The organism is Nocardia sp. X0981 (assembly GCF_977089955.1).
Genome location: NZ_OZ372435.1, coordinates 3,857,108 through 3,878,152, shown reverse-complemented (window position 1 = coordinate 3,878,152; position 21,045 = coordinate 3,857,108). Strand labels below are relative to the sequence as shown.

Sequence of the window (21,045 nt, the reverse complement as noted above, 5' to 3'; positions counted from 1 at the left end):
ACCTCCGGGCCCGGCTCGCCCCTGCGCACGATCCCTCCCGAACTGGCCCGTCGCTATCGCGAAGCCGGGTGGTGGGCCGACGAAACGCTCGGTGAACTCCTGGCCCGCGGCCTCGCCGCCGCTCCCACGACGACCTTCGCGGCGCACTCCCGAATCCACCCGTATTCGGGCACCTTCGCCGGCGTGGAACATATCGCGTGCCGGCTGGCCGCCGGATTACACCGTCGCGGGGTGGGCCCGGGCGATATCGTCGCTTTCCAGCTCCCCAACTGGATGGAGGCGGCGGTCACCTACTGGGCCTCCGCACTCCTGGGCACCACCGTCGTGCCGATCGCGCATTTCTACGGCCGCAAGGAACTCGACTACATCCTCACCGCGGTGGAACCGAAGGTCTTCGTCACCTGCGAACGTTTCGGCCACAACGAATTCGATCCCCGGTCGAGCACCACGGTTCCCGTGGTGGGGGTGGTCGGACGCGATTTCGACGACCTCCTCGATCCAGAACCGATGCCGGGGGTGCTCGCCACCGACCCCGACGGCCCCGCGTGCATCGCCTTCACCTCCGGCACCACCAGCGCTCCGAAGGGCGTCGTACACAGTCACAACACCCTGGCCTGTGAGGTCCGCCAACTGGCCGGGATGTATCCACCGGACCGCGGCGACCAGCTCACCTCGGCGCCGGTGGGGCATTTCATCGGCATGCTCAACGCACTGCTGATCCCGGTGCTCGACGGCGCTCCGATCCATCTGATCGACCTCTGGGATCCGGGATGGGTGCTCGAGCTCATGGCCACCGAGAACATCTGCGTCGGTGGCGGCGTGAGCTATTTCGTCACCAGCCTGCTGGATCACCCGGACTACCGGCCGGCCCATCTCCGGCAGTTGCGCTACGCCGGGCTCGGCGGGGCGCCGGTACCGGCCGCGGTGAGCACCCGGCTGGAAAACCTCGGAATCACCGTTTTCCGGTCCTACGGCAGCACCGAGCATCCCTCGGTCACCGGCTCACCGGCCACCGCTCCCGCCGGAAAACGCATGTTCACCGACGGTGCCGCCCTACCCGGGGTGGAGATCCGGCTGGGCCCTGACGGCGAGATCATCAGCCGGGGCCCGGATCTGTGCCTCGGCTACACCGATCCCGCGCTCACCGCCCGCGCCTTCGACGCCGACGGGTGGTACCGCACCGGCGATATCGGCACCCGCGACCCCGACGGCTATCTGACCGTCACCGACCGTAAATCCGACATCATCATCCGGGGCGGCGAGAACGTGAGTGCGCTGGAGGTGGAGGAGGTACTGCTCACCCTGCCCGGAGTGGCGGAGGGAATCGCGGTGGCCGTACCGGATCCGCGGCTCGGTGAGCGCACCGCCGCGGTCGTGCGCTGCCTGCCGGCACACCGCGAACCCGATCTCGCGGCCTTGCGCGCGCATTTCGAGCGCGCGGGCCTCGCCAAACAGAAGTGGCCCGAGGAACTGCATATCGTCGCCGATTTCCCGCGCACGCCCAGCGGAAAGATCCAGAAGTTCGCCGTCCGGCGCGATCTGGCCGCGGCGCGGAGCGAAGCCGTTGCGACCGACCCTTTATGAGAATACGATTCTCATAAATAGCCAAGGAGGATCTCATGACCAAAGTGGATTTGCCCTACCAGCTCTTCGACGCCGACAACCATCTCTACGAGACCAAGGAAGCGCTCACCCGGCACCTGCCCAAGGAGTACGAGGGGGCGATCCAGTACGTCGAGATCAACGGCCGCACCAAGATCGCGGTACTCGGTCGGATCAGCGAGTACATCCCCAACCCCACCTTCGAGGTCGTGGCCCGCCCCGGCGCCATGGAGGAGTACTTCAAACACGGCAACCCCGAGGGCAAGAGCCGGCGTGAGATCTTCGGCAAATCGATGAAAGCGATCGACGCCTTCCGTGATCCCGAGGCCCGGCTGAAGGTCATGGACGATCTCCAGTTGCAGCGGGCGCTGATGTTCCCGACCCTGGCCAGCCTGGTCGAAGAGCGTATGCGCCACCATCCCGAGCTGATCCACGCGGTGATCGAATCACTGAACCGCTGGATGCTCGACGACTGGGGTCAAGACGGCAGTTTCGTCCACTCCGGCCGGATCTTCACCGTGCCGGTGATCACCCTGCCGATCGTCGAACGGGCGATCGACGAACTGAACTGGGCCGTCGTCGAACACGGCGCCAAGGCGATCCTGGTACGCCCGGCCCCGGTCCCCGGTTTCAAGGGCATGCGGTCGTTCGCCCTGCCGGAATTCGATCCGTTCTGGAAACGAGTCGTCGAGCTCGACGTCCTGGTCACCATGCATTCCTCCGACAGTGGCTATTCGCGCTTCGACGCCGAATGGGACGGCAACAGCCTCGAGATGCTCCCCTTCCAGACCAACACCTTCGCCATGACCAACCAGTGGCGTCCGGTCACCGACGCGGTCGCTTCCTGGGTGTGCCACGGCGCGTTGAACCGGTTCCCCGAGCTGAAGATCGCCGTTATCGAAAACGGCTCGGCCTGGCTCGAACCGTTGCTGCAGCAACTGTCCGACGTCTACAAGAAGGCACCGGAGGGCTTCGGTTTCCGGGATCCGATCGAGGCCATCAAACAGAGCCTCTATGTCAGCCCGTTCTGGGAAGAGGATCTGGAACGACTGTCGCAGGTGATGGGCGCCGACCATGTGCTGTTCGGCTCCGATTGGCCGCATCCGGAGGGCCTGGCCGAACCGGCCCGCTATATCCACGAGATCAAGGACATGCCCTTGGAGAACCAGGCCAAGATCATGGGCGGCAACCTGGCGCGGCTGCTCGGGGTATGAGCGAGTCGGGCCCGGAGGCGGCAGCGGGCCGGCAGACCATTCCGCAGCTGGTGTTGTCCGCGGCGGACCGCTTCGGCGACGCCGAAGCGGTCGTCGACGGCGAACGGCGGTGGAGCTATATCGAACTCGTGGACCGGGTACGCCGGGCCGCGGGTGCCTTCGCCGCGGCGGGTATCGGTACAGGGGACCGGGCGGCGATCTGGGCCCCGAACTCCGCGGAGTGGATCGTCGCCGCACTCGGCCTGCTCACCGCAGGCGGGGTGCTGGTACCGGTGAACACCCGCTTCAAAGCCGAAGAAGCGGCCGATGTCATCCGCCGCAGCGGTGCCCGGATCCTGCTGGTGCAGAAAGGATTCCTCGGAGCGGACTATCCGGCACCTCCCGGAGTGCCCGTGGTCGATCTGAAATCCGATTTCCTCGGCAGCGGCGCGCCGTTCGAACGGGAGGTCGCCGGTACCGATATCGCCGACATCATCTACACCTCGGGCACCACGGGACGCCCCAAGGGCGTGATGATGAACCATCTGCAGACACTGCGGCTCTACGCGGAATGGTGCGATCTGGCGGATCTACGGGAAGGCGACAGATATCTGCTCGTCAACCCGTTCTTCCACACCTTCGGCCTGAAGGCCGGGATCGTATCGTCGTTGATCCGGGGCGCGACCATGCTGCCGGTACCGGTCTTCGATATCGGCAGGGTGCTCGAACTCGTGGAAACCGAACGGGTGACCATGCTTCCGGGACCACCGACCCTGTACCACTCCCTTCTCGAACACCGGGGCACGCACGATATCTCGTCGCTGCGGGCCGCTGTCACGGGAGCGGCGGATATCCCGGTCGACCTGATCCGGCGTATCCGCGAGGAGCTGCCGTTCCGGTCGATCATGACCGGCTACGGCCTGACGGAGGCGGGCACGGCCACCGCCTCCCGCCCCGGCGATACCTTCGAACAGATCGCGACCACCGCGGGCCGCGCCTGCGACGGGATCGAACTGCGTATCGCCGAGGACGGCGAGGTACTCATCCGTGGCTACAGCGTGATGCAGGGCTACCTGGACGACCCGGAGGGCACGGCGGCGGCGATCGACGCCGACGGCTGGCTGCACACCGGCGATCTGGGCAGCCTCGACGACGCCGGGCGGCTGAAGGTCATCGGGCGTAAGAAGGATATGTACATCGTCGGCGGGTTCAACGCCTATCCGGCCGAAATCGAGGGTTTCCTGCTGGAGCATCCGAAGGTGGCCCGGGCCGCCGTCATCGGAGTTCCCGACGAGCGGCTCGGCCAGGTGGGCAGAGCGTTCGTGGTCGCGCGCCAGGAGATCAGCGCCGCCGAGCTCCTCGCGTGGTGCCGGGAGCGGATGGCCGGGTACAAGGTGCCGCGCTCGGTGGTGTTCCTGGACGAGCTACCGCTCAACGCCACCGGCAAAGTGATGAAAGACCGGTTGCGCTGACAGTGCCCCTGGTAGAAAGCAGGAATGATCGGCCGCACGGAACCCGCCACCGATCGCAACGCTCCGTATTTCACCTCGGCGGCGGAGTTCGATCTTCCCCTGGAACTCGAACTCTCCCCCACCGGGGTGCCGACGCGACCGCTGATCCTGCTGGATCTGGATGCGCTGGATACGGCCGACGACGCGGTGCTCACCCGGCTGGCGGCCCGATGCCGCGATTCGACGGCACTGGTCGCCGGCGTACTGCGGGGGGCACCGGCACCACGGTTGGCACCCGTGCTGCGCGCCACGGCGTTCACGCTGACCGAGGCGCCGGTGGACAGCCCCGAACTCGTCCGGGTCGAGGCACTGGACTCCGCGATCGCGGGGCTGTGGTCGGCGGTGGCGCACAACCCGCAGGCTGCCGTCGCCTGCGGCCAGGTGCTCCGGCAGACCGGGCACCCGGAGACGGTGCGCGGACTCGCGGCCGAGGCGGCGGTGTTCTCGATGCTGCTGGGCGGCGGTGAGTTCCGGCGTTGGCTGGCCGAGCGCGGTCCCGCGCGGCCGGCCTCGTGCCTCGGCCGCGACCTGGTACGGGCCGAGCGGGCAGGAAACCACTACCGGATCGTTCTCGACCATCCCGAGCGCCGTAACGCGCTGAGTTTCCGGTTGCGTGAGGAACTGCTCGCCGCGCTGCTGCCGGCGGTTGTGGACCCGGCCGTCACCGCGGTCGGGTTATCGGGTGCGGGGCCATCGTTCTGCAGTGGCGGCGATCTCGCCGAATTCGGCACGTCCGATGATCCGGTGGCCGCCTACCTGACCCGGTTGGATCGCGCTCCGTGGCGTCTGATGGACCGCCTCACCGACCGCCTCACCGTGCGTGTGCACGGGGGTTGTATCGGTGCCGGAGCGGAGATGGCCGCGTTCGGCGGGACCGTGGTGGCCGCGCCGTCGGCGTTCTTCGCGTTCCCGGAGGTCGCCATGGGGCTGATTCCCGGTGCCGGGGGGACGGTGAGCGTGCCGCGGCGGATCGGACGCTGGCGCGCGGCCTGGCTCATGATCACCGGGGACCGGCTCACGGCCGCCGCGGCGCTGCGCTGGGGTCTGGTGGACGCGATCGACGAGGGCGCGTAGTGCCCGCGAACCCGAGGAAACCGGATGACCCGGCCGGTATCGTGCGCGGATGGCTCACCGGCCTCGGCGCGACCCTCGCGTATCACCGCACGGATACGAGCGAATGCCCGGTCCTGGCCTGGGCCGGTTCCGGGGCCATGGCTCTCACCGGATTCGCCGACGGTCCCCCCGATCTCTCCCCCGCCTCCGCCTACGGTCTGCTCGGCGCCGCGCTGCGCACGGTGGGTGACCTCACCGAAGCGGTGGGTATCCGAGTCGAGCCCGATCCGGCCACCGTCCTCGGCCGCCGCGCCGCGTGGTCGGGTTACGAACGGGCGGGCCGCCGGTCCGCGGGCGGCGCCACCCGGTTGCTGCCGACCGCGGACGGCTGGTGCGCGATCACCCTTTCCCGGCCCGACGATATCGCCGCGGTACCCGCGATCGTCGGCGGCGCCGGAGGTGACGAGCCGTGGGACGCGCTGACCCGCGCGGCCGCGACCACGCCCGCCGTGGAATTGAGCGACCGGGCCCAGTTGCTGGGTGTACCGGGTGCCGCGCTGCCCCCACGTGCGGCCGATGGTGTCGCCCGCGCCCCGTGGCGGATGACGCGGATCGCCGAACGCGCTCACCTTTCGCGGCTGCCGGGGTGTCTCGTCGTGGATCTGTCCGCGATGTGGGCCGGCCCGCTGGCGGCCCGGATTCTGGGGCTCGCCGGAGCGCATGTGGTGAAGGTCGAGAGCCCGCAGCGTCCTGACGGCGCGCGCGCCGACCGGCGTTTCTTCGACTGGCTGCATGCCGGGCACGAGCTCCGGTCGGTGGACTTCCGTTCCGCGGCCGGGCGCCGGGAACTGGCCGCGCTACTCGACCGGGCCGATATCGTGCTGGAGGCCTCCCGCCCGCGCGCGCTCGCGGCGCTCGGCCTGGCGCCCGGGCAGCGCGCCCACCGGCCCGGGCAGATCTGGCTCGGCCTCACCGGATACGGGCGCGCCGAACCCATGCGGGTGGCGTTCGGTGACGATGCCGCCGTGGCGGGCGGGCTGGTCGGCTGGACCGCGTCGGGCCCGGTGTTCTGCGCCGACGCCGTCGCCGATCCGCTCTCCGGCGTATGCGCCGCCCTGGCCGTCCTCGCGGCGTTCACCGCGGGCGGCGGAGTGCTGATCGATCTGTCGATGCGGGACACCGCCGCGGCGTTCGCCGCCGGCCCGCCACCCGATCACGGGCCGCACCGCCTGATACGTACCGCGGTCGGATGGTCGGTGCGCTGCGCGGCCGGCGGCCGATGCGAACCGGTGCTGCCGCCTCGGGTCACCGAACCCGCTGGGCGGCACCGGGCCCCCTGGCTCGGCACCGCGGACCCGGTCGCGCCGTGCTGATCCGTAACGCCACCGTTTTCGGCAGCCCTCACCGCGATGTGCGCTGGGCCGGGGAGCGGATCACCGAATGCGGTACCGGATTGCGACCGCGGGCCGGCGAGGACGATATCGACGCGCGCGGCGGCTGGCTACTGCCCGGCTTCCACGATCACCACATCCATCTGCGGGCGCTGGCCGCGCAGCGGGATTCGCTGACCGTCGGGCCACCGTCGGTCCGCGACGCGGCCGGTTTCGCCGCGGCGCTGCGACGCGCCGATGCCGAGCTCGCGCCGGGCCGGTGGATCCGCGCGGTGGGCTATCACGACGAGGTCGCGGGACCGCTGGATCGCTGGGCCCTGGACCGGCTGGTGCCCACACGCCCGGTGCGGGTGCAGCACCGGACCGGTGCGCTGTGGTCGTTGAATTCGGCGGGATGCCGGGCCGTGGGACTCTCGCACTGTTTCCACGACGGGGTGGAACGCGATACCGCGCAGCGCGTCACCGGACGTCTCTGGCGGATGGATACCTGGTTACGTGAGCGGCTCCCCACCGCGAACTCCGATCTCGGGGCGCTCAGCGCGGCGGGCGCCGCGGCGGGCGTCACGGGCTGTACCGACGCCACCCCGGGGCTCGACCGGGCCAATATCGATGATTTCGCGCGGCAGGTGGCGAGCGGGACGATCCGCCAGCGGTTGTGCTGTATGGCCCCGCCCGGAATCACCGCACCCGAAGTGGCACGTTTCTCGTTGGGCCCCACCAAGTTCCTGCTGGACGACACCACACTGCCCGATATCGACGAGTTCACCGCCCGGATCCGGGCCACGCACGCGGTGGGCCGTCCGGTGGCGGTGCACTGTGTGACCCGGGTGCAGCTGGTGCTCACCATGCTCGCGCTGGATACGGCCGGTGTCGTGCCCGGCGACCGGATCGAGCACGGCGCTCTCGTCGCCGCGGATACCGTCGGGTGGCTGCGCGCCCGCGCCGTGACCGTGGTGACACAACCGCATTTCGCGGTGGAGCGCGCCGCCCAGTACGCGCGGGAGGTACCCGACGGCGACCGGCCGGATCACTGGCGGCTCGGCTCACTGATCGACGCGGGGGTACCGGTGGCGGCCGGTACCGACGCCCCGTTCGGCGGCGCCGACCCGTGGGCCGTTCTGCGTGCCGCGATACAGCCGCGGCCGGATGGTGCCGGGCGGGAGCGGGTGCCGCTTCGCACGGCGCTCTCGCTGTTCCTCGGGCGTTCGGACGCGCCCGGGGTGCTGCGGACGGTATCCCCGGGCGCACCGGCCGATCTGCTCCTGCTGCGGATGCCCCCGGCGGAGATCGGCACCCCCGAGCGCTCGGCGGTGCGGCTCACGGTGATCGCCGGTGTCCCCGTGTACTCCGCCGAGAGCCCGTAGACCGTGGCGGAAGTTCGCGCACAGCTGCGGGGTCGAAGCGTTTCACTTCACCGGACGTGAACAGTCCATTCCGTAACCATTCGTCTTCCTGGCGAACAGGAATCGGTACGTGGGCCCCTCCATCGGCGGCCGACAGAACCGGCCACCGTACTCGTAGCCGTTTCGGAAACCCCCGTCACCCCACCCCGAGATCTCGAACGGCCGGCCGGACGCATCCTCTGGCTCCGAACATCGCCGGATCGGGGAAGCCGGCGTTCGTTGCGACCGCGCTACCGGCTGCCGAGCTCTTGCGATATCGCCTACCTTTCCGGACCGCCCGTTCCGGAGCGTGAGCACCGGCGGAGCCGCCGTCCCCGATCGGTCGACCTGCCCACGGGCACGGTGTATCGTGAACCTGATATGAGAGTGTAATTCTCATTTTAAGAGATCAAAAATCTCGCAGGTCCGGGTGACCCGGCGGCGACCACGAACAGCGAGGAGTCCGGTGAATATCGACGATATGATCCTGGTGAGCATCGACGACCACGTGGTCGAACCGCGCGATATGTTCGACCACCACGTGCCGAAGAAGTACGCCGAATACGCGCCGAAGGTCGTCGTCGACGACAAGGGCATCGATCGCTGGATATACCGGGACCGGCCGACCGGCGTCACCGGCCTCAACGCGGTCGTCTCCTGGCCGCCCGAGGAATGGGGCTACGACCCCGCCGGATACGCCGAGATGCGGCCCGCCGTCTACGACATCCACGACCGGGTACGCGATATGGACGCCAACGGCGTCCTCGCCTCCATGTGCTTCCCCACCTTCACCGGTTTCAGCGCCGGGCATCTGAGCCGCGGCGGAATGGACGAGATCACCGTCGCGATGATCTCCGCCTACAACGACTGGCATATCGAGGAATGGGCCGGCGCCTATCCGGGCCGGTTCATCCCGATCGCGATCCTGCCGCTGTGGGAGCCGCGACTCGCGGTGGACGAGATCAACCGCGTCGCCGCCAAGGGCTGCCATTCGGTGACCATGCCGGAACTGCCCCATATCGACGGCCTGCCCAGCTATCACGATATCGACTACTGGGGCCCGGTTTTCCAGGCGCTCAGCGATAACGACACCGTGATGAACCTGCATATCGGCCAGGGCTTCGGCGTCCTGAAACTGGCGCCGGACGCGCCGATCGACAATCTCATGATCCTCGCGCCCAGCATTTCGCTGATCGGCACCCAGGATCTGCTGTGGGGTCCGGCGTTCCGCTCCTATCCGCAGCTGAAGGTCGCGCTCTCCGAAGGCGGTGTCGGCTGGATCCCGTTCTTCCTCGACCGCTCCGACCGGCATTACACCAACCAGCGCTGGCTGCGCCGCGATTTCGGCGGCAAGATGCCCAGCGACGTCTTCCGGGAGCATGTACTCGCCTGCTACGTCACCGATCCCACCTCACTGAAACTGCGGCACGAGATCGGTATCGACAATATCGCGTGGGAATGCGACTACCCGCATTCGGATTCACTGTGGCCGGGCGCGCCCGAATTCGTACTCCACGAACTCGAATCGGCGGGCGCCGACGATTCCGATATCGACAAGATCACCTGGCAGAATGCCTGCCGGTTCTTCGGCTGGGACCCGTTCGCCCGCACACCGCGCGAGCGCGCCACGGTCGGCGCGCTACGCGCAGCGGCCGCCGACGTCGACCTGTCCACCACGACCCGCCGCCAGTACGCCGAACGCTACGCCGCCAGATACGCGAGCTGACCACCCGGACAGGCCGGGCGACCCGCACGCACCGGCCCCGGCCCCGTGAGCAACCGCCGAATAGCACGGTGAGCTGCGATTACCGGAGCTACTATGGGCTCATGCCTTCCCGCTCCAGGCAACGCCCCGACCTTCCGGAGTACATGACCTGGGAGGAATTGGGACAACTTCCGGAGGAACTCGCCCGCCAGATCGAGCTCTGGGAAGGCCGGGTCGTCTGGCTGCGTCGCGGTCCCGCCGAACACCAGGAGTTCACGAACCTGCTGTGGAACGGCCTCCGGGGGTGCGCACGCCGCGAAATGAGCAGGGACCCCGGACAGTGCTGGCGCGTCCATACCGAAACGAATATCTTCTTCGGCCGGACCGGAAAGTCCGATTTCGCCACGCCGACTATCGGCTGATCGGCAAATGGACGCCGAAGGACTCCGACGCGGTGACCGTCGACTTCCCGTTTCCGATCCGCATCCCCTGGTCCGAGCTGGAGTTCTGAACAAACGGGGGCCGCCCGGACGATCTCGCCGGGCGGCCCCCGGTTCAGAAACCGCGTATCCGGTCGGGGACGACCCGGATGGGCACCGAGTACTCGGTACGGAACTGTTCGGCGGTGGTGGCGAGCCCGGCCAACCCTTCCTGGTATTTGTCGAGGTAGGCCGCGACCTCCTCCGGGCCGACCGCGTCTTCCACCCGGGCACTGCCCCCGAACACCACGATCTCCGCACCGCCCGCCGTACTGTTGAAGTGCAGGGCCACCCGGGGGCTGCGGGCGATATTGCGGAGCTTCGGCCGGTCGGGCTGGCTGAAGATCAGGAAGGACCCCGCCTGCCAGTGGAACCACACCGGGTTCGGCTGCGGGGTACCGGTGGGGCCGACGGTCGTCAGCCACACGATCTGCTCGTTTTCCAGTCTTTCGGCGACCCGGGCGCCGAAATCGGTTGTGGTGTCGATCAATCCGTTCACGCTGGGTGTCGTCATGAGGCGGCCTCCGAGACGTTCGGGCGGGACGTGCCCGGAACAACACCCCCACCACCGGGACGATTCCCGGCCGAGGAGCCGCTGTCCGGGATTCCGGTAAGGATCCGGTAACGCCGATTTACAGGTCTTGTTTCCATTGAAACCGGATGACGGTGACTCTCGCCGTGCAAAACTTCAGCGTTTCGTTCACTCCCTCGGAAGAAAGCTTCTCATGCGACTGCCGGCCGCCCTCGGGGCCCTCACCCTCGCCCTCGTCTCCTCCGGTCTGATCGGTGCCGCCCAGCCGGCCACCGCGCAACCGGCGGGATGCCACGCCTCCTACGATCCGTGCGTCCCTGTCACCAGTGATGTCGACTGTGCAGGCGGCAGCGGTAACGGCCCGGAGTACACGGGCCGGGTGCGGGTGATCGGCCCCGACGAATACGGGCTCGACCGCGACGGCAACGGTATCGGCTGCGAGAGCAGCTGACCGCGACAACCGGGCCGGGCCACTCGATCGGGGGCCCGGCCCGATCCGGCGCGACAGCTTCGCGAACGCTCTCAGGCGATCGCCCCCTCGGTTTTCAGTTCGATGATGCGGTCCCAGTCCAGACCGAGTTCGAGCAGGACCTCCTCGGTCTGTGCCGCGAACTCCGGGCCCGGCCGTAATTCCGGCGCGGTGACGTCGAACTGCACCGGGCTGGACACCAGCTCGAGTTCACCCGCCGGCAGTAGGTACTCGTTGGCCCGGATCTGCTCGTCCTCCCCCACCTGCCGGGAATCCTGCACCGGCGCCCAAGGCCCCTTCAGGGTCGCGAACTTCTTCGTCCACTCGCCCAGGGTCCGCTGCGCGATCGCCTCGCGCAGGATCTCCACCCCGGCGTCCGTGTTCGCGGCGATCCGCGCCGCATCGGCGAAACGCGGATCCTCGGCCAGTTCCGGCCGGTCGATATGGTGGCAGACATCGGCCCAGAATTTTCCGGGCTGCAACATGACGAAGGAGAGGTACCGGTCGTCGGCGGTCCGGTAGAGCCCGGACAGCGGATTCGACATCGCGCCGTGGGTACCGGGCGGCGGCGCGATCAGCGGCTCGCCCTGATACGCCGACAGCGCGATGGTGTGCCCCAGCGACCACAGACCGCTTCCCAGCAGCGAGACGTCGACGATCGAGGGTTCCCCCGTACGTTCCCGCCGGAACAGCGCCGCCGCGATCCCACCGGCCAGGTTGGTACCGGAGATGGTGTCTCCGAAGGCCGGGCCGGGTGGCTGGATCATTCCGTCGATACCTTCCGGCGTGATGGTGGCGGCGACTCCCCCGCGACACCAGAACGCGGTCATATCGTAGCCACCGCGATCGGCCTCCCGACCGCGCGGACCGAGCGCACTGCCGCGGGCGTACACGACGGCCGGGTTGACCGCGCGGATATCGTCGATATCGATCCCGAACTTCGCGCGAGCCGAGGGCAGGAAACTGGTGAGGAACACATCCGCGCGCCGCGCCAGTTCGTAGACGACCTCGCGGCCGCCGGCCACCGACATATCCACGCCGATACTGCGTTTACCGCGGTTGGCGTGCTCGATATTCGGGTTCGGATCGCCTTCGACCTCGAACTTGCCGATCCGGCGCAGGCCGCGCTGCGGGTCACCGGTCACCGCGTGCTCGACCTTGATCACATTCGCGCCCCAGTCGGCGAGTACCGCGCCCGCCGAGGGCACGAACCCGTACATGGCGACTTCGAGGACCGTCACCCCCTCCAGTGGGCCGGTCACGAGACCACCTCGGCGAGCGTTTTGCTCTCCATGAACTCCTCCATCCCGACCACACCCATCTCCCGGCCGACGCCCGACTGTTTGTAGCCGCCGAAGGGGGCGTCCGGGTGGAAGTAGTTGCCGCCGTTGATACTGAACGTGCCGGTACGGATGCGGCGCGCCACCGCGCGGGCTCGTTCCGCGTCGACCCCGAAAACCCCACCGGACAGGCCGTAGATGGAATTGTTGGCGATCCGCACGGCGTCGTCGATATCGTCGTACGGGATGAGCGCCAGCACCGGGCCGAACACCTCTTCCTGGGCGATCTCGCTGTCCGGGTCGACATTCGCCAGCAGTGTCGGCTTGTAGAAGAAGCCCGGGTCCACCTTCTCGCCGCCGGTCACCAGCGTGGCGCCCGCGGCGACCGCCCGTTCGACCAGTCCGTGCACTTTGTCGCGCTGCCGCTCACTGATCAGTGGGCCCATGTAGTTCGCGGGGTCGGCCGGGTCGCCGTAGGTGATGTTGGCCAGGTTCGCGACGACCAGTTCGGCGACCTTGTCGTGATCCACGCGCGGCACCAGCAGCCGGGTGGTGATCGCGCAGCCTTGACCGGCGTGGGAGCAGATGCTGAACGCGGCGAATACGGCGCCCATGGCGTAGTCGGCATCGTCGAGCAGGATGGCGGCGGATTTCCCGCCGAGCTCGAGGAACACCTTCTTCAGGGTGGCGCTGGCGGCAGCCATGATCTTGCGGCCCACCGGGGTGGAGCCGGTGAAGGAGACCACGTCGACGTCGGGGTGGGTGGTCATCCGTTCCCCCACGGCGACGTCGGAACCGGCCAGGATGTTCACCACACCCGCGGGGATATCGGTGTGCCGGGTGATGAGTTCACCCAGGGCCAGGGTGATCAGCGGGGTATCGGGGGCGCCTTTGAGTACGACCGTGCAGCCCGCGGCGAGAGCGGGCGCGAGTTTGGCGAAGGCCAGCTGGTAGGGGTAGTTGTAGGCGGCGATGGCCGCCACGACTCCCGCGCCTTCCTTCTCCACCCAGCGCTGATGCCGCGCGCCGCGGATCTCCACCGGGCCCAGGTCCTCGGTCCAGGCGTAGTCACGCAGTACCCCGGCGTAATATTTGACGATCTCGAACGGGGTTTCGAGTTGGTTGCCCTTCGTGAGGATGTAGCTCGCGCCCACCTCGACGATCATCAGGGCCCGCAGTTCCTCCACATTGTCCCGCAGGGCGCGGTAGAGCTGATCCAGGCACCGGGCGCGGAATTCGTGATTCGTGGACCAGTCGGTGGTGTCGAACGCACGGCGGGCGGCGGCCACGGCGGCGTCGACCTCGGCGACACCGGCCTCGGGGGCGTAGCCGACCACCGCACCGTTCGCGGGATTGATCGAGGCCAGGGTGCGTCCGGTCTCGACCAGCCGCCCATCGATGAGCAGCCGTTGCGTGGCGGTCATCGCTTCTTCCTGCGTTGACATCCCGCCTCCTCGAAAGTTCGTGAAAATAGCATTCTCATTTGAGGAGAATAGTACATTTGCCAGCATTGGCCCCACTGCCGATTCGGCGAGCCGGAGCGATCCCACCCAGGCACCGGAGTCGCCAGATGTGCAGCTTTCGCGAACCTTGCGCACCAGTTCCTCACGAGAGTACGGTTCTCTTTATTCGGAATGCTCATTCTTGCACCGGTGGGTGCGAGAGAGGAGAGGCAAGCGTGAAAACCGCAGTTGTCACCGGCGGCGCCTCGGGTATCGGACTGGCCATCGCGCAGCGGTTGCGCAGCGACGGATTCCATGTGGCGGCCCTGGACCGCAACGCCTCCACCGAAGACGATCTCGCCTATCGGGCCGATGTCACCGACCCCGACAGCATCGCCGCCGCGCTCACCGGTATCCGCGAAAAACTGGGCCCGATCACCGTTCTCGTCAACGCCGCCGGCGTCGACGGATTCAAACGCTTCCAGAACATCGATTTCGCCGAATGGAAGCGGGTCATCGAGGTGAACCTGCACGGTGTCTTCCACACCACCCAGGCGGTCCTACCGGATATGCTCGCGGCGGGCTGGGGCCGGATCGTCAACATCTCCTCCTCCAGCGCCCATTCGGGCCAGCCGTTCATGTCCCATTACGTCGCGTCGAAATCGGCGGTCAACGGACTCACCAAATCGCTGGCGCTGGAACTGGGCCCCGCCGGGATCACGGTCAACGCGGTACCGCCCGGCTTCATCGATACCCCGATGCTGCGCCGATCCGAGGAACGCCGCCTGCTCGGCGGCAGTGTCGCCGACCATATCCAGCGCACCCCGGTGCGACGGGTCGGCAAACCCGAAGATATCGCCGCCACCTGCGCTTTCCTCATCTCCGAAGAGGCCGGCTACATCACCGGTCAGATCATCGGCGTCAACGGCGGCCGCAACACCTGACCCGCCCCGGGAATCCGCCCACCGCATCCGAAGGGAAGTACCACCGTGAAGGTCCATGTCGACCAGCAACGCTGCCAAGGGCATACCCTCTGCGCGATGATCGCGCCGAAAGCGTTCGAACTCAGCGAAATCGACGGCCATTCGTCCCCGGTGGACGAGAATGTAGCCCACGACCGAGAAGAGCAGGTGCGCGAAGCGGTGCATTCGTGCCCCGAGCGCGCGATCTCGCTCACCGAGTAGTCCGAGGGGCATCCGATGGCCGCCACCGAATCCACCGACAAGGCCGCCACCACCACCGCGCATTCCCTGGAATGGCTCTCCGAACATCCGGAGCAACGCGAAATCCTCAGCAGAGAGCGGGAACAACTGCTGGATTCGGCGACCGAGGAGTTCCTGCGCTACTTCACCCCGGCCCCCGGTGACGGACGGTCCCTCAACGCGGACGTGGAACTGGCCGGGGCCCGCTTCGCCGAAGGGGAACGGTTGTGGCTGTCCTGGGCGATGGCCAATCGCGACCCCGCGGTGTTCGACCAACCGGATACCGCCGTCCTGGACCGGATACCGGATTTCCGGTGCCTCCCGGAGGAAACCGTGCACTACGAGACCATCGCGGTGGTCCAGGGAATGCGCCATCTGCCCGCCACCTTCACTCCGGGCGAGCCGGTGGGTCCGGGTCTGGCGGAAACCCTGGAGAAGTCACAGACGATCTGCGACGAGCAGCGGCTCGCCGAGCCGGTGACGGTCCGCCGCGACAGCGCCCGGATCTGAAGGACCCCGGCCCACGATTTCCGACCCGCGGCGGACGGCCGGCCGTCCGCCGCTGCGATGAGGACACACTTCGCCCCGGTGGCCCCGGCCGCCGCACCGGCGATACGAGGAGGCGATATGGCACCGCCGACGCCCGAGGGCGATACGACACCGCCGATACGAGCGAGCGGACCGACCCCGCCGGCCGGTGACGATCCGGCACCCCGATCCGGTAGACCGCTCCCGCTGCTGTCCCTGGACACCGAGTTCTTCTGGACCTCGGGTGCCGACGGGCGGCTCCGGATACAGCAGTGCCGGGCGTGTTCGGCGCTGATCCATCCGCCGCAGCCGATCTGCCGGTACTGCCGCGGCCGGGAACTGGCGCCCCGGACCGTCTCCGGCACCGCGATCCTGGCGTCGTTCACGGTGAACCACCGTTTCGGCCTGCCCGGGCTGCCACCGCCGTACGTGGTGGCGACAGTAGCGCTCGAGGAAGATCAGCGGGTCCGGCTCACCACCAATATCGTCGACTGCGATCCGGCGGAACTCACCCTCGGTATGCGGCTGGAGGTGGTGTTCCAGCAGGACGACGATGTCTGGCTGCCACTGTTCCGCCCCACCGCGCGGCAACCCGGCCCGGCGCCGCTACCGGCCGACGAGATCGCCCCGGACCAGTTCGGCCGGCACGTCTCCCCCATGCTGCGCCGCCCCAAGTTCGAAGACAGTGTCGCGCTCACCGGAATCGGGATGTCGCGAATCGGGCGACGGCTGATGAAACCGCCGCTGGCCCTCACCGTCGACGCCTGCGAACAGGCCGTCGCGGACGCGGGGCTGACCCTCGGCGATATCGACGGGCTGTCCTCCTATCCCGGTGGCGGTAACCTCGGCGGCTTCGGGGAAGGCGGGGTCACCGCGCTCGAGGCCGCACTCGGTATCCGGCCCACCTGGCACAACGGCGGTATCGAGACCTTCGGGCCCGGCGGTTCCGTGATCGCCGCCATGCTCGCGGTCCATGCCGGGCTGGCCACCCATGTGCTGTGTTTCCGCACGGTCTGGGAGGCCACGTTCAACGAGTTGACCAGACGCGGCACCAGCACGGCGCCGAACAGCGGCCGGACCACCAGCTGGCTGCATCCGTTCGGGTCCATCTCGGCCGCGCATACGCTGGCGCAGAAGGCGCAGCGGCATTTCCACGACTACGGAACCACCCGCGAAACGCTGGGCTGGATCGCACTGAACCAGCGGGCGAACGCCGCGGCGAACCCGAGCGCGGTCTACCGCGACCCCCTGACCATGGACGATTACCTGAACGCCCGGCCGATCACCACGCCGTTCGGCCTCTACGACTGCGATGTACCGTGCGACGGCGCGGTCGCGGTGATCGTTTCCTCCCGTGCCGCGGCAGCGGATCTACCGGGACCGGCCATCCGGGTGGAGGCCGTGGGCACCCAGATCGCCGAGCGGATCGAATGGGACCAGAGCACACTCACCCACGAACCGCAGGTGCTCGGCCCGGCGGCGCATCTGTGGACCCGCACCGATCTGCGGCCCGAGGATGTGGACGTAGCCGAACTGTACGACGGTTTCACCATCAACTGCCTGTCCTGGATCGAGGCACTCGGCTTCTGTGAGATCGGTGCGGCCAAGGATTTCCTGGACGGCGGGAAGAACATCGCCCGCGACGGCCTCCTGCCGCTGAACACCCACGGTGGCCAGCTCTCGCACGGCCGCACCCATGGGATGGGCCTGCTGCACGAGGCGGTGGTCCAGCTGCGCGGTACCGCCGGCGACCGGCAGGTCGGCGGCGCGAAGGTCGCGGTGGTGTCCAGCGGCGGGCTCACCCCTGGTGGGGTCGTCCTGCTACGGAGCGAAGCCTGATGGGCGCGGCGAGCCGGGGTGTGTGGTGACGCTGATCGACTCCGAGGCGGTATCGGCCGATTCCACCGGTCCGCTGCCGGTGGTCGCCGCAGTGCCGTCCGTAGCGGGTATTCCGGTGTCCGGGTTGCTGGCCGCGGCGCCGGCGCCGCGGGCCGTGGTGGTCGCCCTGCACGGCGGCGCGATCGACGCGCTACTGGACGGCGCCCCGCGCGGCGCGGGCGTGCTCCTGCTCGCGCATTCGGCGGGCTGCGAACTGGCGGTGCGGATGGCGGCCGACGAGCGCGGCGCCGAACTGCTGGGCCTCGAACTGGCCGGTACCGGCCGGGAACATCAGCCTCGGCTATACCGCGCCGGTCTACCACCTCGCCACGCTGGCCTTCGCCGAGGAATGCATCATCGCCCGCAGCACCGGAGAATTCTCCGGAACCACCCTGCAATTCGACGGCGGCGGCGTAACGCGGCCGGAAAGGTAACCGATGGACGTCACCGATATCGCACTGTTGCTGCTGCGCCTCGTCGTGGGAGGCACCATGATCGCCCACGGGGTCAATCACTGGATCGGCGGCGGCAAGATCGCCGGCACCGCGCGCTGGTTCAGCGGTCTCGGCCTGCGCAACGGGGTACTTCAGGCATGGCTGAGCGTGCTCACCGAAATCGGCGCGGGCGCGCTCCTGGTGTTCGGCCTGCTCACGCCCCTGGCCGCGGCCGCGGTGATCTCGGTGATGCTGGTGGCCGGTCTCCTGGCGCACCGGACCAACGGGTTCTTCGTCTTCAAGGACGGCTACGAGTACGTACTCGTCCTGGCGGTCGTCAGCCTGGTACTGGGGCTGCTCGGCCCCGGCGAGCTCTCGCTGGACCGTGCCCTGGGGATCGAGATCACCGGCTGGACCGGCGGGGCGATCGCGCTGGGCCTGGGCCTCCTCGCGACCGCCGGGCTGCTGGCCGTGTTCTGGCGTCCGGGCGCCCCGGCGGACTCCGAATCCTGACCTGTGCGAACGGAGGAACATATGCGCGTCGGATTCATCGGATTGGGAAGTCAGGGCGGGCCGATGGCCCGCCGTATCGTCGAGGCCGGGTATCCGACGACCCTGTGGGCCCGCCGGGCCGCGACCCTGGACCCGTACGCGGATACGGCCGCGAAGTTCGCCGGCAGCCCGGCGGCGCTGGCCGCCGCCAGCGATCTCGTCTGCCTGTGTGTGGTCGGCGACGACGATGTGCGGGACGTACTCGAACGCGCGGACGGGGTACTGGCCGGGTTCGCCGCGTCGGCGGGTGAACGCACCGCGCCCCCGGTGATCGCCATCCACAGCACGGTGCATCCCGGCACCTGCCGATCGCTGGCCGAAAGCGTCGCCGCCCAGGGCGTTTCACTGATCGATGCCCCGGTCAGCGGCGGCGCTCCCGCGGTCGAAGCGGGACGGCTGCTGGTCATGGCCGGTGGAGACGAGCAGACACTCGCGCGCTGCCTGCCGGTTTTCGGAACCTACGCGAACCCGGTGGTGCACCTGGGCGATGTCGGCGCCGGACAGACCACCAAACTGCTGAACAATCTGCTGTTCACCGCCCATCTGGCCACCGCGGTGAGCGTTCTGGAACTCGGTGCGCGGCTCGGTGTGAGCCCGCGGCGGCTGGGTGAGGTGATCGGTAACGGCAGTGGTAGCAGTTTCGCGCTGGGCCGCATCCTGGCCGGTGGCGGATCGCTGGATCAGATCGCCGGACACGCCGGCGATCTATTGAGTAAAGACGTGCGGTTGGTGGCGGAATTGGCGGCGGCCGCCGATAGCGCCGGCGGCGTGGTGCTGGACACCGCGGACGCCACTCTGCGCATGATGGGCCGGCCGCGCCGACAATCGTGACCTCCGGGTCGTCATGTCCTCGGCGCTGCCGGCGCCCCGATCCAAGGAGAATCGAGTGCGTATCGGATTCGTCGGCGCCGGCCGGATGGGTGTGCCCATGATCCGCCGCCTGGTGGCGGCCGGCCACAGTGTCCGGGCGGCCGGGCGCACTCCCGCCGCCCGCGAGGCGATCACCACGGCCGGGGCGACCGCTGTCGGCTCGGCGGCCGAGGCGGGGCAGCAGGCGGAGGCGGTGGTGATCTGTGTCTTCACCGACGAGCAGGTCCGTGAGGTCTGTGTGGGCAGCGGCCTGCTCGATACCGTGCCGGCCGGGACGGTTCTGATCGTGCACACCACGGGCAGCCCCGAGACGGTGACCGCGCTCGCCGCCGCCCCGGCCGCCGCGGGCCGCCATGTGGTGGACGCGCCGGTGAGCGGCGGCCCGCACGATATCGCCGCGGGGTCGCTGACGGTGTTCCTCGGCGGGGACGCGGCGGGGGTGCGGCGTGCCCGCCCGGTGCTGGCGGCCTACGCCGATCCGATTCTGGAGGTCGGGGCGCTGGGGAACGGCCAGCGGGTGAAACTCGTCAACAATTCGCTGTTCGCCGCGCAGATAGGTCTGGTCACCGCGGCTGTGCGGCTGGCCGGCCGGCTGGGCCTCACCGAGGCCGAGGTACTGGCCGCGTTACCGCACGCCAGTAGTTCGGGCCGGGCGGTCCGCAGCGTCGCGGCGAAGGGTTCGGTCGCGGCGTTCGCCGCATCGGTCGGTGATTTCCTCCGCAAGGATGTCGCGGTCGCCCGCGAGCTGGCCGACCGGCTGGGTGCCGATCTCGGGCCGCTCGAGCCCGCCATACGCGCGGCGGTCGATCCCGCCTGACCTCGTCCCGGATACGGCCGCCGGAAGAAGCCGGGCAGGCGTTCCGTGGGGGCGACCGCACGGCCGGTCGGCGCGAGTACGACGGCGGGCTCCGCGGGCCGATGTCACACTCCCCGTGGCCACTTCGTCGACCTCGCAGAAGAAGGAAGCAGCGGGTGAAACGCCCCGCCCGAACCCTGGGAGTCCCGATGACCACCTCCGTACAGCCCACCGCCCCGCTGCTGGTGCGTTCCGCGACGGCCGAGACGCTGCAGGACGGCGCGCTCAGTCTGATCACCCTGCTCGGCGATGCCGGGGAGACCGGGGGTGCACTCACCGCCAACAAGGCGACACTGCGCAAGGGTTCACCGGGTGCGCCCGCGCATTTCCACACGAAGGCCACCGAAATGTTCCTGGTCCTGGAGGGTTCGGTACGAATGCTGCTCGGCGAGGAGGTCGTCCGGCTCGACCGGGGTGATTTCCTCACCGTTCCACCCACGGTGCCGCACGCCTTCGCCCCCGCCCTCGATACCGAGGCCGAATTGCTCGTGGTCTTCACCCCGGGTCTGCACCGCTTCGACTACTACCGGTTGCTGGAGCGGGTGTACCAGGGGGAGGCCACGGTCGAGGAGATCCGCGCGAGCTCGCAGACCTACGACAACCACTACGTCGACAGCCCGGCCTGGCGCGCGGAGATCGCCCGCGGATAACGGGCGGCTCGGCCGGGTCCGGGCCCCGGACCGGCT

The 21,045-nt window shown here is 68.7% G+C and carries 20 protein-coding genes and 1 pseudogene; 17 read left to right on the top strand and 4 right to left on the bottom strand.

All coding sequences use genetic code 11. The annotated features are described in order from the left end of the window. The first annotated feature begins 21 nt into the window (after nucleotides 1-21). The 8 genes from ACYR7D_RS17430 to ACYR7D_RS17395 all read left to right on the top strand — a co-directional run bounded on the left by ACYR7D_RS17430 (nucleotide 22) and on the right by ACYR7D_RS17395 (nucleotide 10,259). A complete protein-coding gene (locus ACYR7D_RS17430; protein ID WP_459550199.1) occupies nucleotides 22-1,584 on the top strand; it encodes an AMP-binding protein in 1,563 nt (520 codons plus the stop codon). 35 nt (nucleotides 1,585-1,619) lie between these two features. Beyond that, nucleotides 1,620-2,816: an amidohydrolase family protein gene (locus ACYR7D_RS17425; RefSeq protein WP_459545633.1), complete on the top strand. Its 1,197-nt coding sequence runs from the start codon at nucleotides 1,620-1,622 to the stop codon at nucleotides 2,814-2,816. After that, nucleotides 2,813-4,267: a FadD3 family acyl-CoA ligase gene (locus ACYR7D_RS17420; RefSeq protein ID WP_459545632.1), complete on the top strand. Its 1,455-nt coding sequence runs from the start codon at nucleotides 2,813-2,815 to the stop codon at nucleotides 4,265-4,267. Before ACYR7D_RS17425 ends, ACYR7D_RS17420 begins: the two co-directional genes overlap by 4 nt. Before the next feature lie 24 nt (nucleotides 4,268-4,291). Continuing rightward, the gene (locus ACYR7D_RS17415) at nucleotides 4,292-5,380 is read left to right on the top strand and encodes an enoyl-CoA hydratase/isomerase family protein (protein ID WP_459545631.1); all 1,089 of its coding nucleotides are present in this window, start codon (nucleotides 4,292-4,294) and stop codon (nucleotides 5,378-5,380) included. Beyond that, nucleotides 5,380-6,732 (top strand): CoA transferase, encoded by a 1,353-nt coding sequence (locus ACYR7D_RS17410; RefSeq protein WP_459545630.1) that lies wholly within the window; start codon nucleotides 5,380-5,382, stop codon nucleotides 6,730-6,732. The genes ACYR7D_RS17415 and ACYR7D_RS17410 overlap by 1 nt, the downstream gene beginning before the upstream one ends. Continuing rightward, a complete protein-coding gene (locus ACYR7D_RS17405; RefSeq protein ID WP_459545629.1) occupies nucleotides 6,726-8,114 on the top strand; it encodes an amidohydrolase family protein in 1,389 nt (462 codons plus the stop codon). Before ACYR7D_RS17410 ends, ACYR7D_RS17405 begins: the two co-directional genes overlap by 7 nt. A gap of 484 nt (nucleotides 8,115-8,598) precedes the next feature. Then, nucleotides 8,599-9,858 carry an amidohydrolase family protein gene (locus ACYR7D_RS17400; protein ID WP_459545628.1) on the top strand — a complete coding sequence of 420 codons (1,260 nt, stop codon included), beginning with the start codon at nucleotides 8,599-8,601 and terminating at the stop codon, nucleotides 9,856-9,858. Nucleotides 9,859-9,959: 101 nt separating this feature from the next. Further along, a complete protein-coding gene (locus tag ACYR7D_RS17395) occupies nucleotides 9,960-10,259 on the top strand; it encodes a hypothetical protein (RefSeq protein ID WP_459545627.1) in 300 nt (99 codons plus the stop codon). Nucleotides 10,260-10,392: 133 nt separating this feature from the next. Here the strand turns inward: ACYR7D_RS17395 and ACYR7D_RS17390 are convergent, their stop codons facing one another. Beyond that, nucleotides 10,393-10,830, bottom strand: coding sequence for a TIGR03667 family PPOX class F420-dependent oxidoreductase (locus tag ACYR7D_RS17390; RefSeq protein ID WP_459545626.1), 438 nt, complete (start codon nucleotides 10,828-10,830; stop codon nucleotides 10,393-10,395). A gap of 211 nt (nucleotides 10,831-11,041) precedes the next feature. Between ACYR7D_RS17390 and ACYR7D_RS17385 the strand changes: the two genes are divergently transcribed. Beyond that, nucleotides 11,042-11,299: a hypothetical protein gene (locus ACYR7D_RS17385; RefSeq protein WP_459545625.1), complete on the top strand. Its 258-nt coding sequence runs from the start codon at nucleotides 11,042-11,044 to the stop codon at nucleotides 11,297-11,299. A 71-nt stretch (nucleotides 11,300-11,370) separates the two neighbouring features. Here the strand turns inward: ACYR7D_RS17385 and ACYR7D_RS17380 are convergent, their stop codons facing one another. Beyond that, nucleotides 11,371-12,579, bottom strand: coding sequence for a CaiB/BaiF CoA transferase family protein (locus ACYR7D_RS17380; RefSeq protein ID WP_459545624.1), 1,209 nt, complete (start codon nucleotides 12,577-12,579; stop codon nucleotides 11,371-11,373). Next, nucleotides 12,576-14,042, bottom strand: a complete 1,467-nt coding sequence (locus tag ACYR7D_RS17375; RefSeq protein ID WP_459545623.1) for an aldehyde dehydrogenase family protein — start codon at nucleotides 14,040-14,042, stop codon at nucleotides 12,576-12,578. Before ACYR7D_RS17375 ends, ACYR7D_RS17380 begins: the two co-directional genes overlap by 4 nt. A gap of 233 nt (nucleotides 14,043-14,275) precedes the next feature. Between ACYR7D_RS17375 and ACYR7D_RS17370 the strand changes: the two genes are divergently transcribed. The 4 genes and pseudogenes from ACYR7D_RS17370 (at nucleotide 14,276) to ACYR7D_RS17355 (ending at nucleotide 17,608) form a co-directional block, all read left to right on the top strand. Continuing rightward, entirely contained in the window at nucleotides 14,276-14,983 is a 708-nt protein-coding gene (locus ACYR7D_RS17370; RefSeq protein ID WP_459545622.1) for an SDR family NAD(P)-dependent oxidoreductase, read from the top strand. A 45-nt stretch (nucleotides 14,984-15,028) separates the two neighbouring features. Further along, nucleotides 15,029-15,223 carry a ferredoxin gene (locus ACYR7D_RS17365; RefSeq protein WP_459545621.1) on the top strand — a complete coding sequence of 65 codons (195 nt, stop codon included), beginning with the start codon at nucleotides 15,029-15,031 and terminating at the stop codon, nucleotides 15,221-15,223. Nucleotides 15,224-15,259: 36 nt separating this feature from the next. Next, nucleotides 15,260-15,751, top strand: a pseudogene (locus ACYR7D_RS17360) (cytochrome P450); the annotation flags it as partial. A gap of 117 nt (nucleotides 15,752-15,868) precedes the next feature. Next, the gene (locus tag ACYR7D_RS17355; RefSeq protein ID WP_459545620.1) at nucleotides 15,869-17,608 is read left to right on the top strand and encodes a thiolase C-terminal domain-containing protein; all 1,740 of its coding nucleotides are present in this window, start codon (nucleotides 15,869-15,871) and stop codon (nucleotides 17,606-17,608) included. A 190-nt stretch (nucleotides 17,609-17,798) separates the two neighbouring features. On the opposite strand, the gene ACYR7D_RS17350 is transcribed toward ACYR7D_RS17355, so the two are convergent. Continuing rightward, nucleotides 17,799-17,939 carry a hypothetical protein gene (locus ACYR7D_RS17350; protein ID WP_459545619.1) on the bottom strand — a complete coding sequence of 47 codons (141 nt, stop codon included), beginning with the start codon at nucleotides 17,937-17,939 and terminating at the stop codon, nucleotides 17,799-17,801. A gap of 145 nt (nucleotides 17,940-18,084) precedes the next feature. Here ACYR7D_RS17350 and ACYR7D_RS17345 point away from each other — a divergent pair, with 145 nt between their 5' ends. The 4 genes from ACYR7D_RS17345 (at nucleotide 18,085) to ACYR7D_RS17330 (ending at nucleotide 21,009) form a co-directional block, all read left to right on the top strand. After that, a complete protein-coding gene (locus ACYR7D_RS17345) occupies nucleotides 18,085-18,594 on the top strand; it encodes a DoxX family protein (RefSeq protein WP_459545618.1) in 510 nt (169 codons plus the stop codon). 21 nt (nucleotides 18,595-18,615) lie between these two features. Then, nucleotides 18,616-19,464, top strand: a complete 849-nt coding sequence (locus ACYR7D_RS17340) for an NAD(P)-dependent oxidoreductase (protein WP_459545617.1) — start codon at nucleotides 18,616-18,618, stop codon at nucleotides 19,462-19,464. Nucleotides 19,465-19,519: 55 nt separating this feature from the next. Then, nucleotides 19,520-20,320: an NAD(P)-dependent oxidoreductase gene (locus ACYR7D_RS17335; protein ID WP_459545616.1), complete on the top strand. Its 801-nt coding sequence runs from the start codon at nucleotides 19,520-19,522 to the stop codon at nucleotides 20,318-20,320. Between the two features lie 188 nt (nucleotides 20,321-20,508). Continuing rightward, entirely contained in the window at nucleotides 20,509-21,009 is a 501-nt protein-coding gene (locus ACYR7D_RS17330; RefSeq protein ID WP_459545615.1) for a cupin domain-containing protein, read from the top strand. Nucleotides 21,010-21,045: the final 36 nt, after the last annotated feature.

Excerpts from the sequence above, each read along its gene's own strand:
- ACYR7D_RS17425 (WP_459545633.1), top strand. The coding sequence starts at position 1,620 with ATGACCAAAGTGGATTTGCCCTACCAGCTCTTCGACGCCGACAACCAT.
- ACYR7D_RS17395 (WP_459545627.1), top strand. The coding sequence starts at position 9,960 with ATGCCTTCCCGCTCCAGGCAACGCCCCGACCTTCCGGAGTACATGACC.
- ACYR7D_RS17350 (WP_459545619.1), bottom strand. The coding sequence starts at position 17,939 with ATGTTCCCGGCCGGTACCGGCCAGTTCGAGGCCCAGCAGTTCGGCGCC.
- ACYR7D_RS17340 (WP_459545617.1), top strand. The coding sequence starts at position 18,616 with ATGCGCGTCGGATTCATCGGATTGGGAAGTCAGGGCGGGCCGATGGCC.
- ACYR7D_RS17355 (WP_459545620.1), top strand. The coding sequence starts at position 15,869 with ATGGCACCGCCGACGCCCGAGGGCGATACGACACCGCCGATACGAGCG.
- ACYR7D_RS17330 (WP_459545615.1), top strand. The coding sequence starts at position 20,509 with ATGACCACCTCCGTACAGCCCACCGCCCCGCTGCTGGTGCGTTCCGCG.
- ACYR7D_RS17420 (WP_459545632.1), top strand. The coding sequence starts at position 2,813 with ATGAGCGAGTCGGGCCCGGAGGCGGCAGCGGGCCGGCAGACCATTCCG.
- ACYR7D_RS17390 (WP_459545626.1), bottom strand. The coding sequence starts at position 10,830 with ATGACGACACCCAGCGTGAACGGATTGATCGACACCACAACCGATTTC.
- ACYR7D_RS17375 (WP_459545623.1), bottom strand. The coding sequence starts at position 14,042 with ATGTCAACGCAGGAAGAAGCGATGACCGCCACGCAACGGCTGCTCATC.
- ACYR7D_RS17415 (WP_459545631.1), top strand. The coding sequence starts at position 4,292 with ATGATCGGCCGCACGGAACCCGCCACCGATCGCAACGCTCCGTATTTC.
- ACYR7D_RS17385 (WP_459545625.1), top strand. The coding sequence starts at position 11,042 with ATGCGACTGCCGGCCGCCCTCGGGGCCCTCACCCTCGCCCTCGTCTCC.
- ACYR7D_RS17345 (WP_459545618.1), top strand. The coding sequence starts at position 18,085 with ATGGACGTCACCGATATCGCACTGTTGCTGCTGCGCCTCGTCGTGGGA.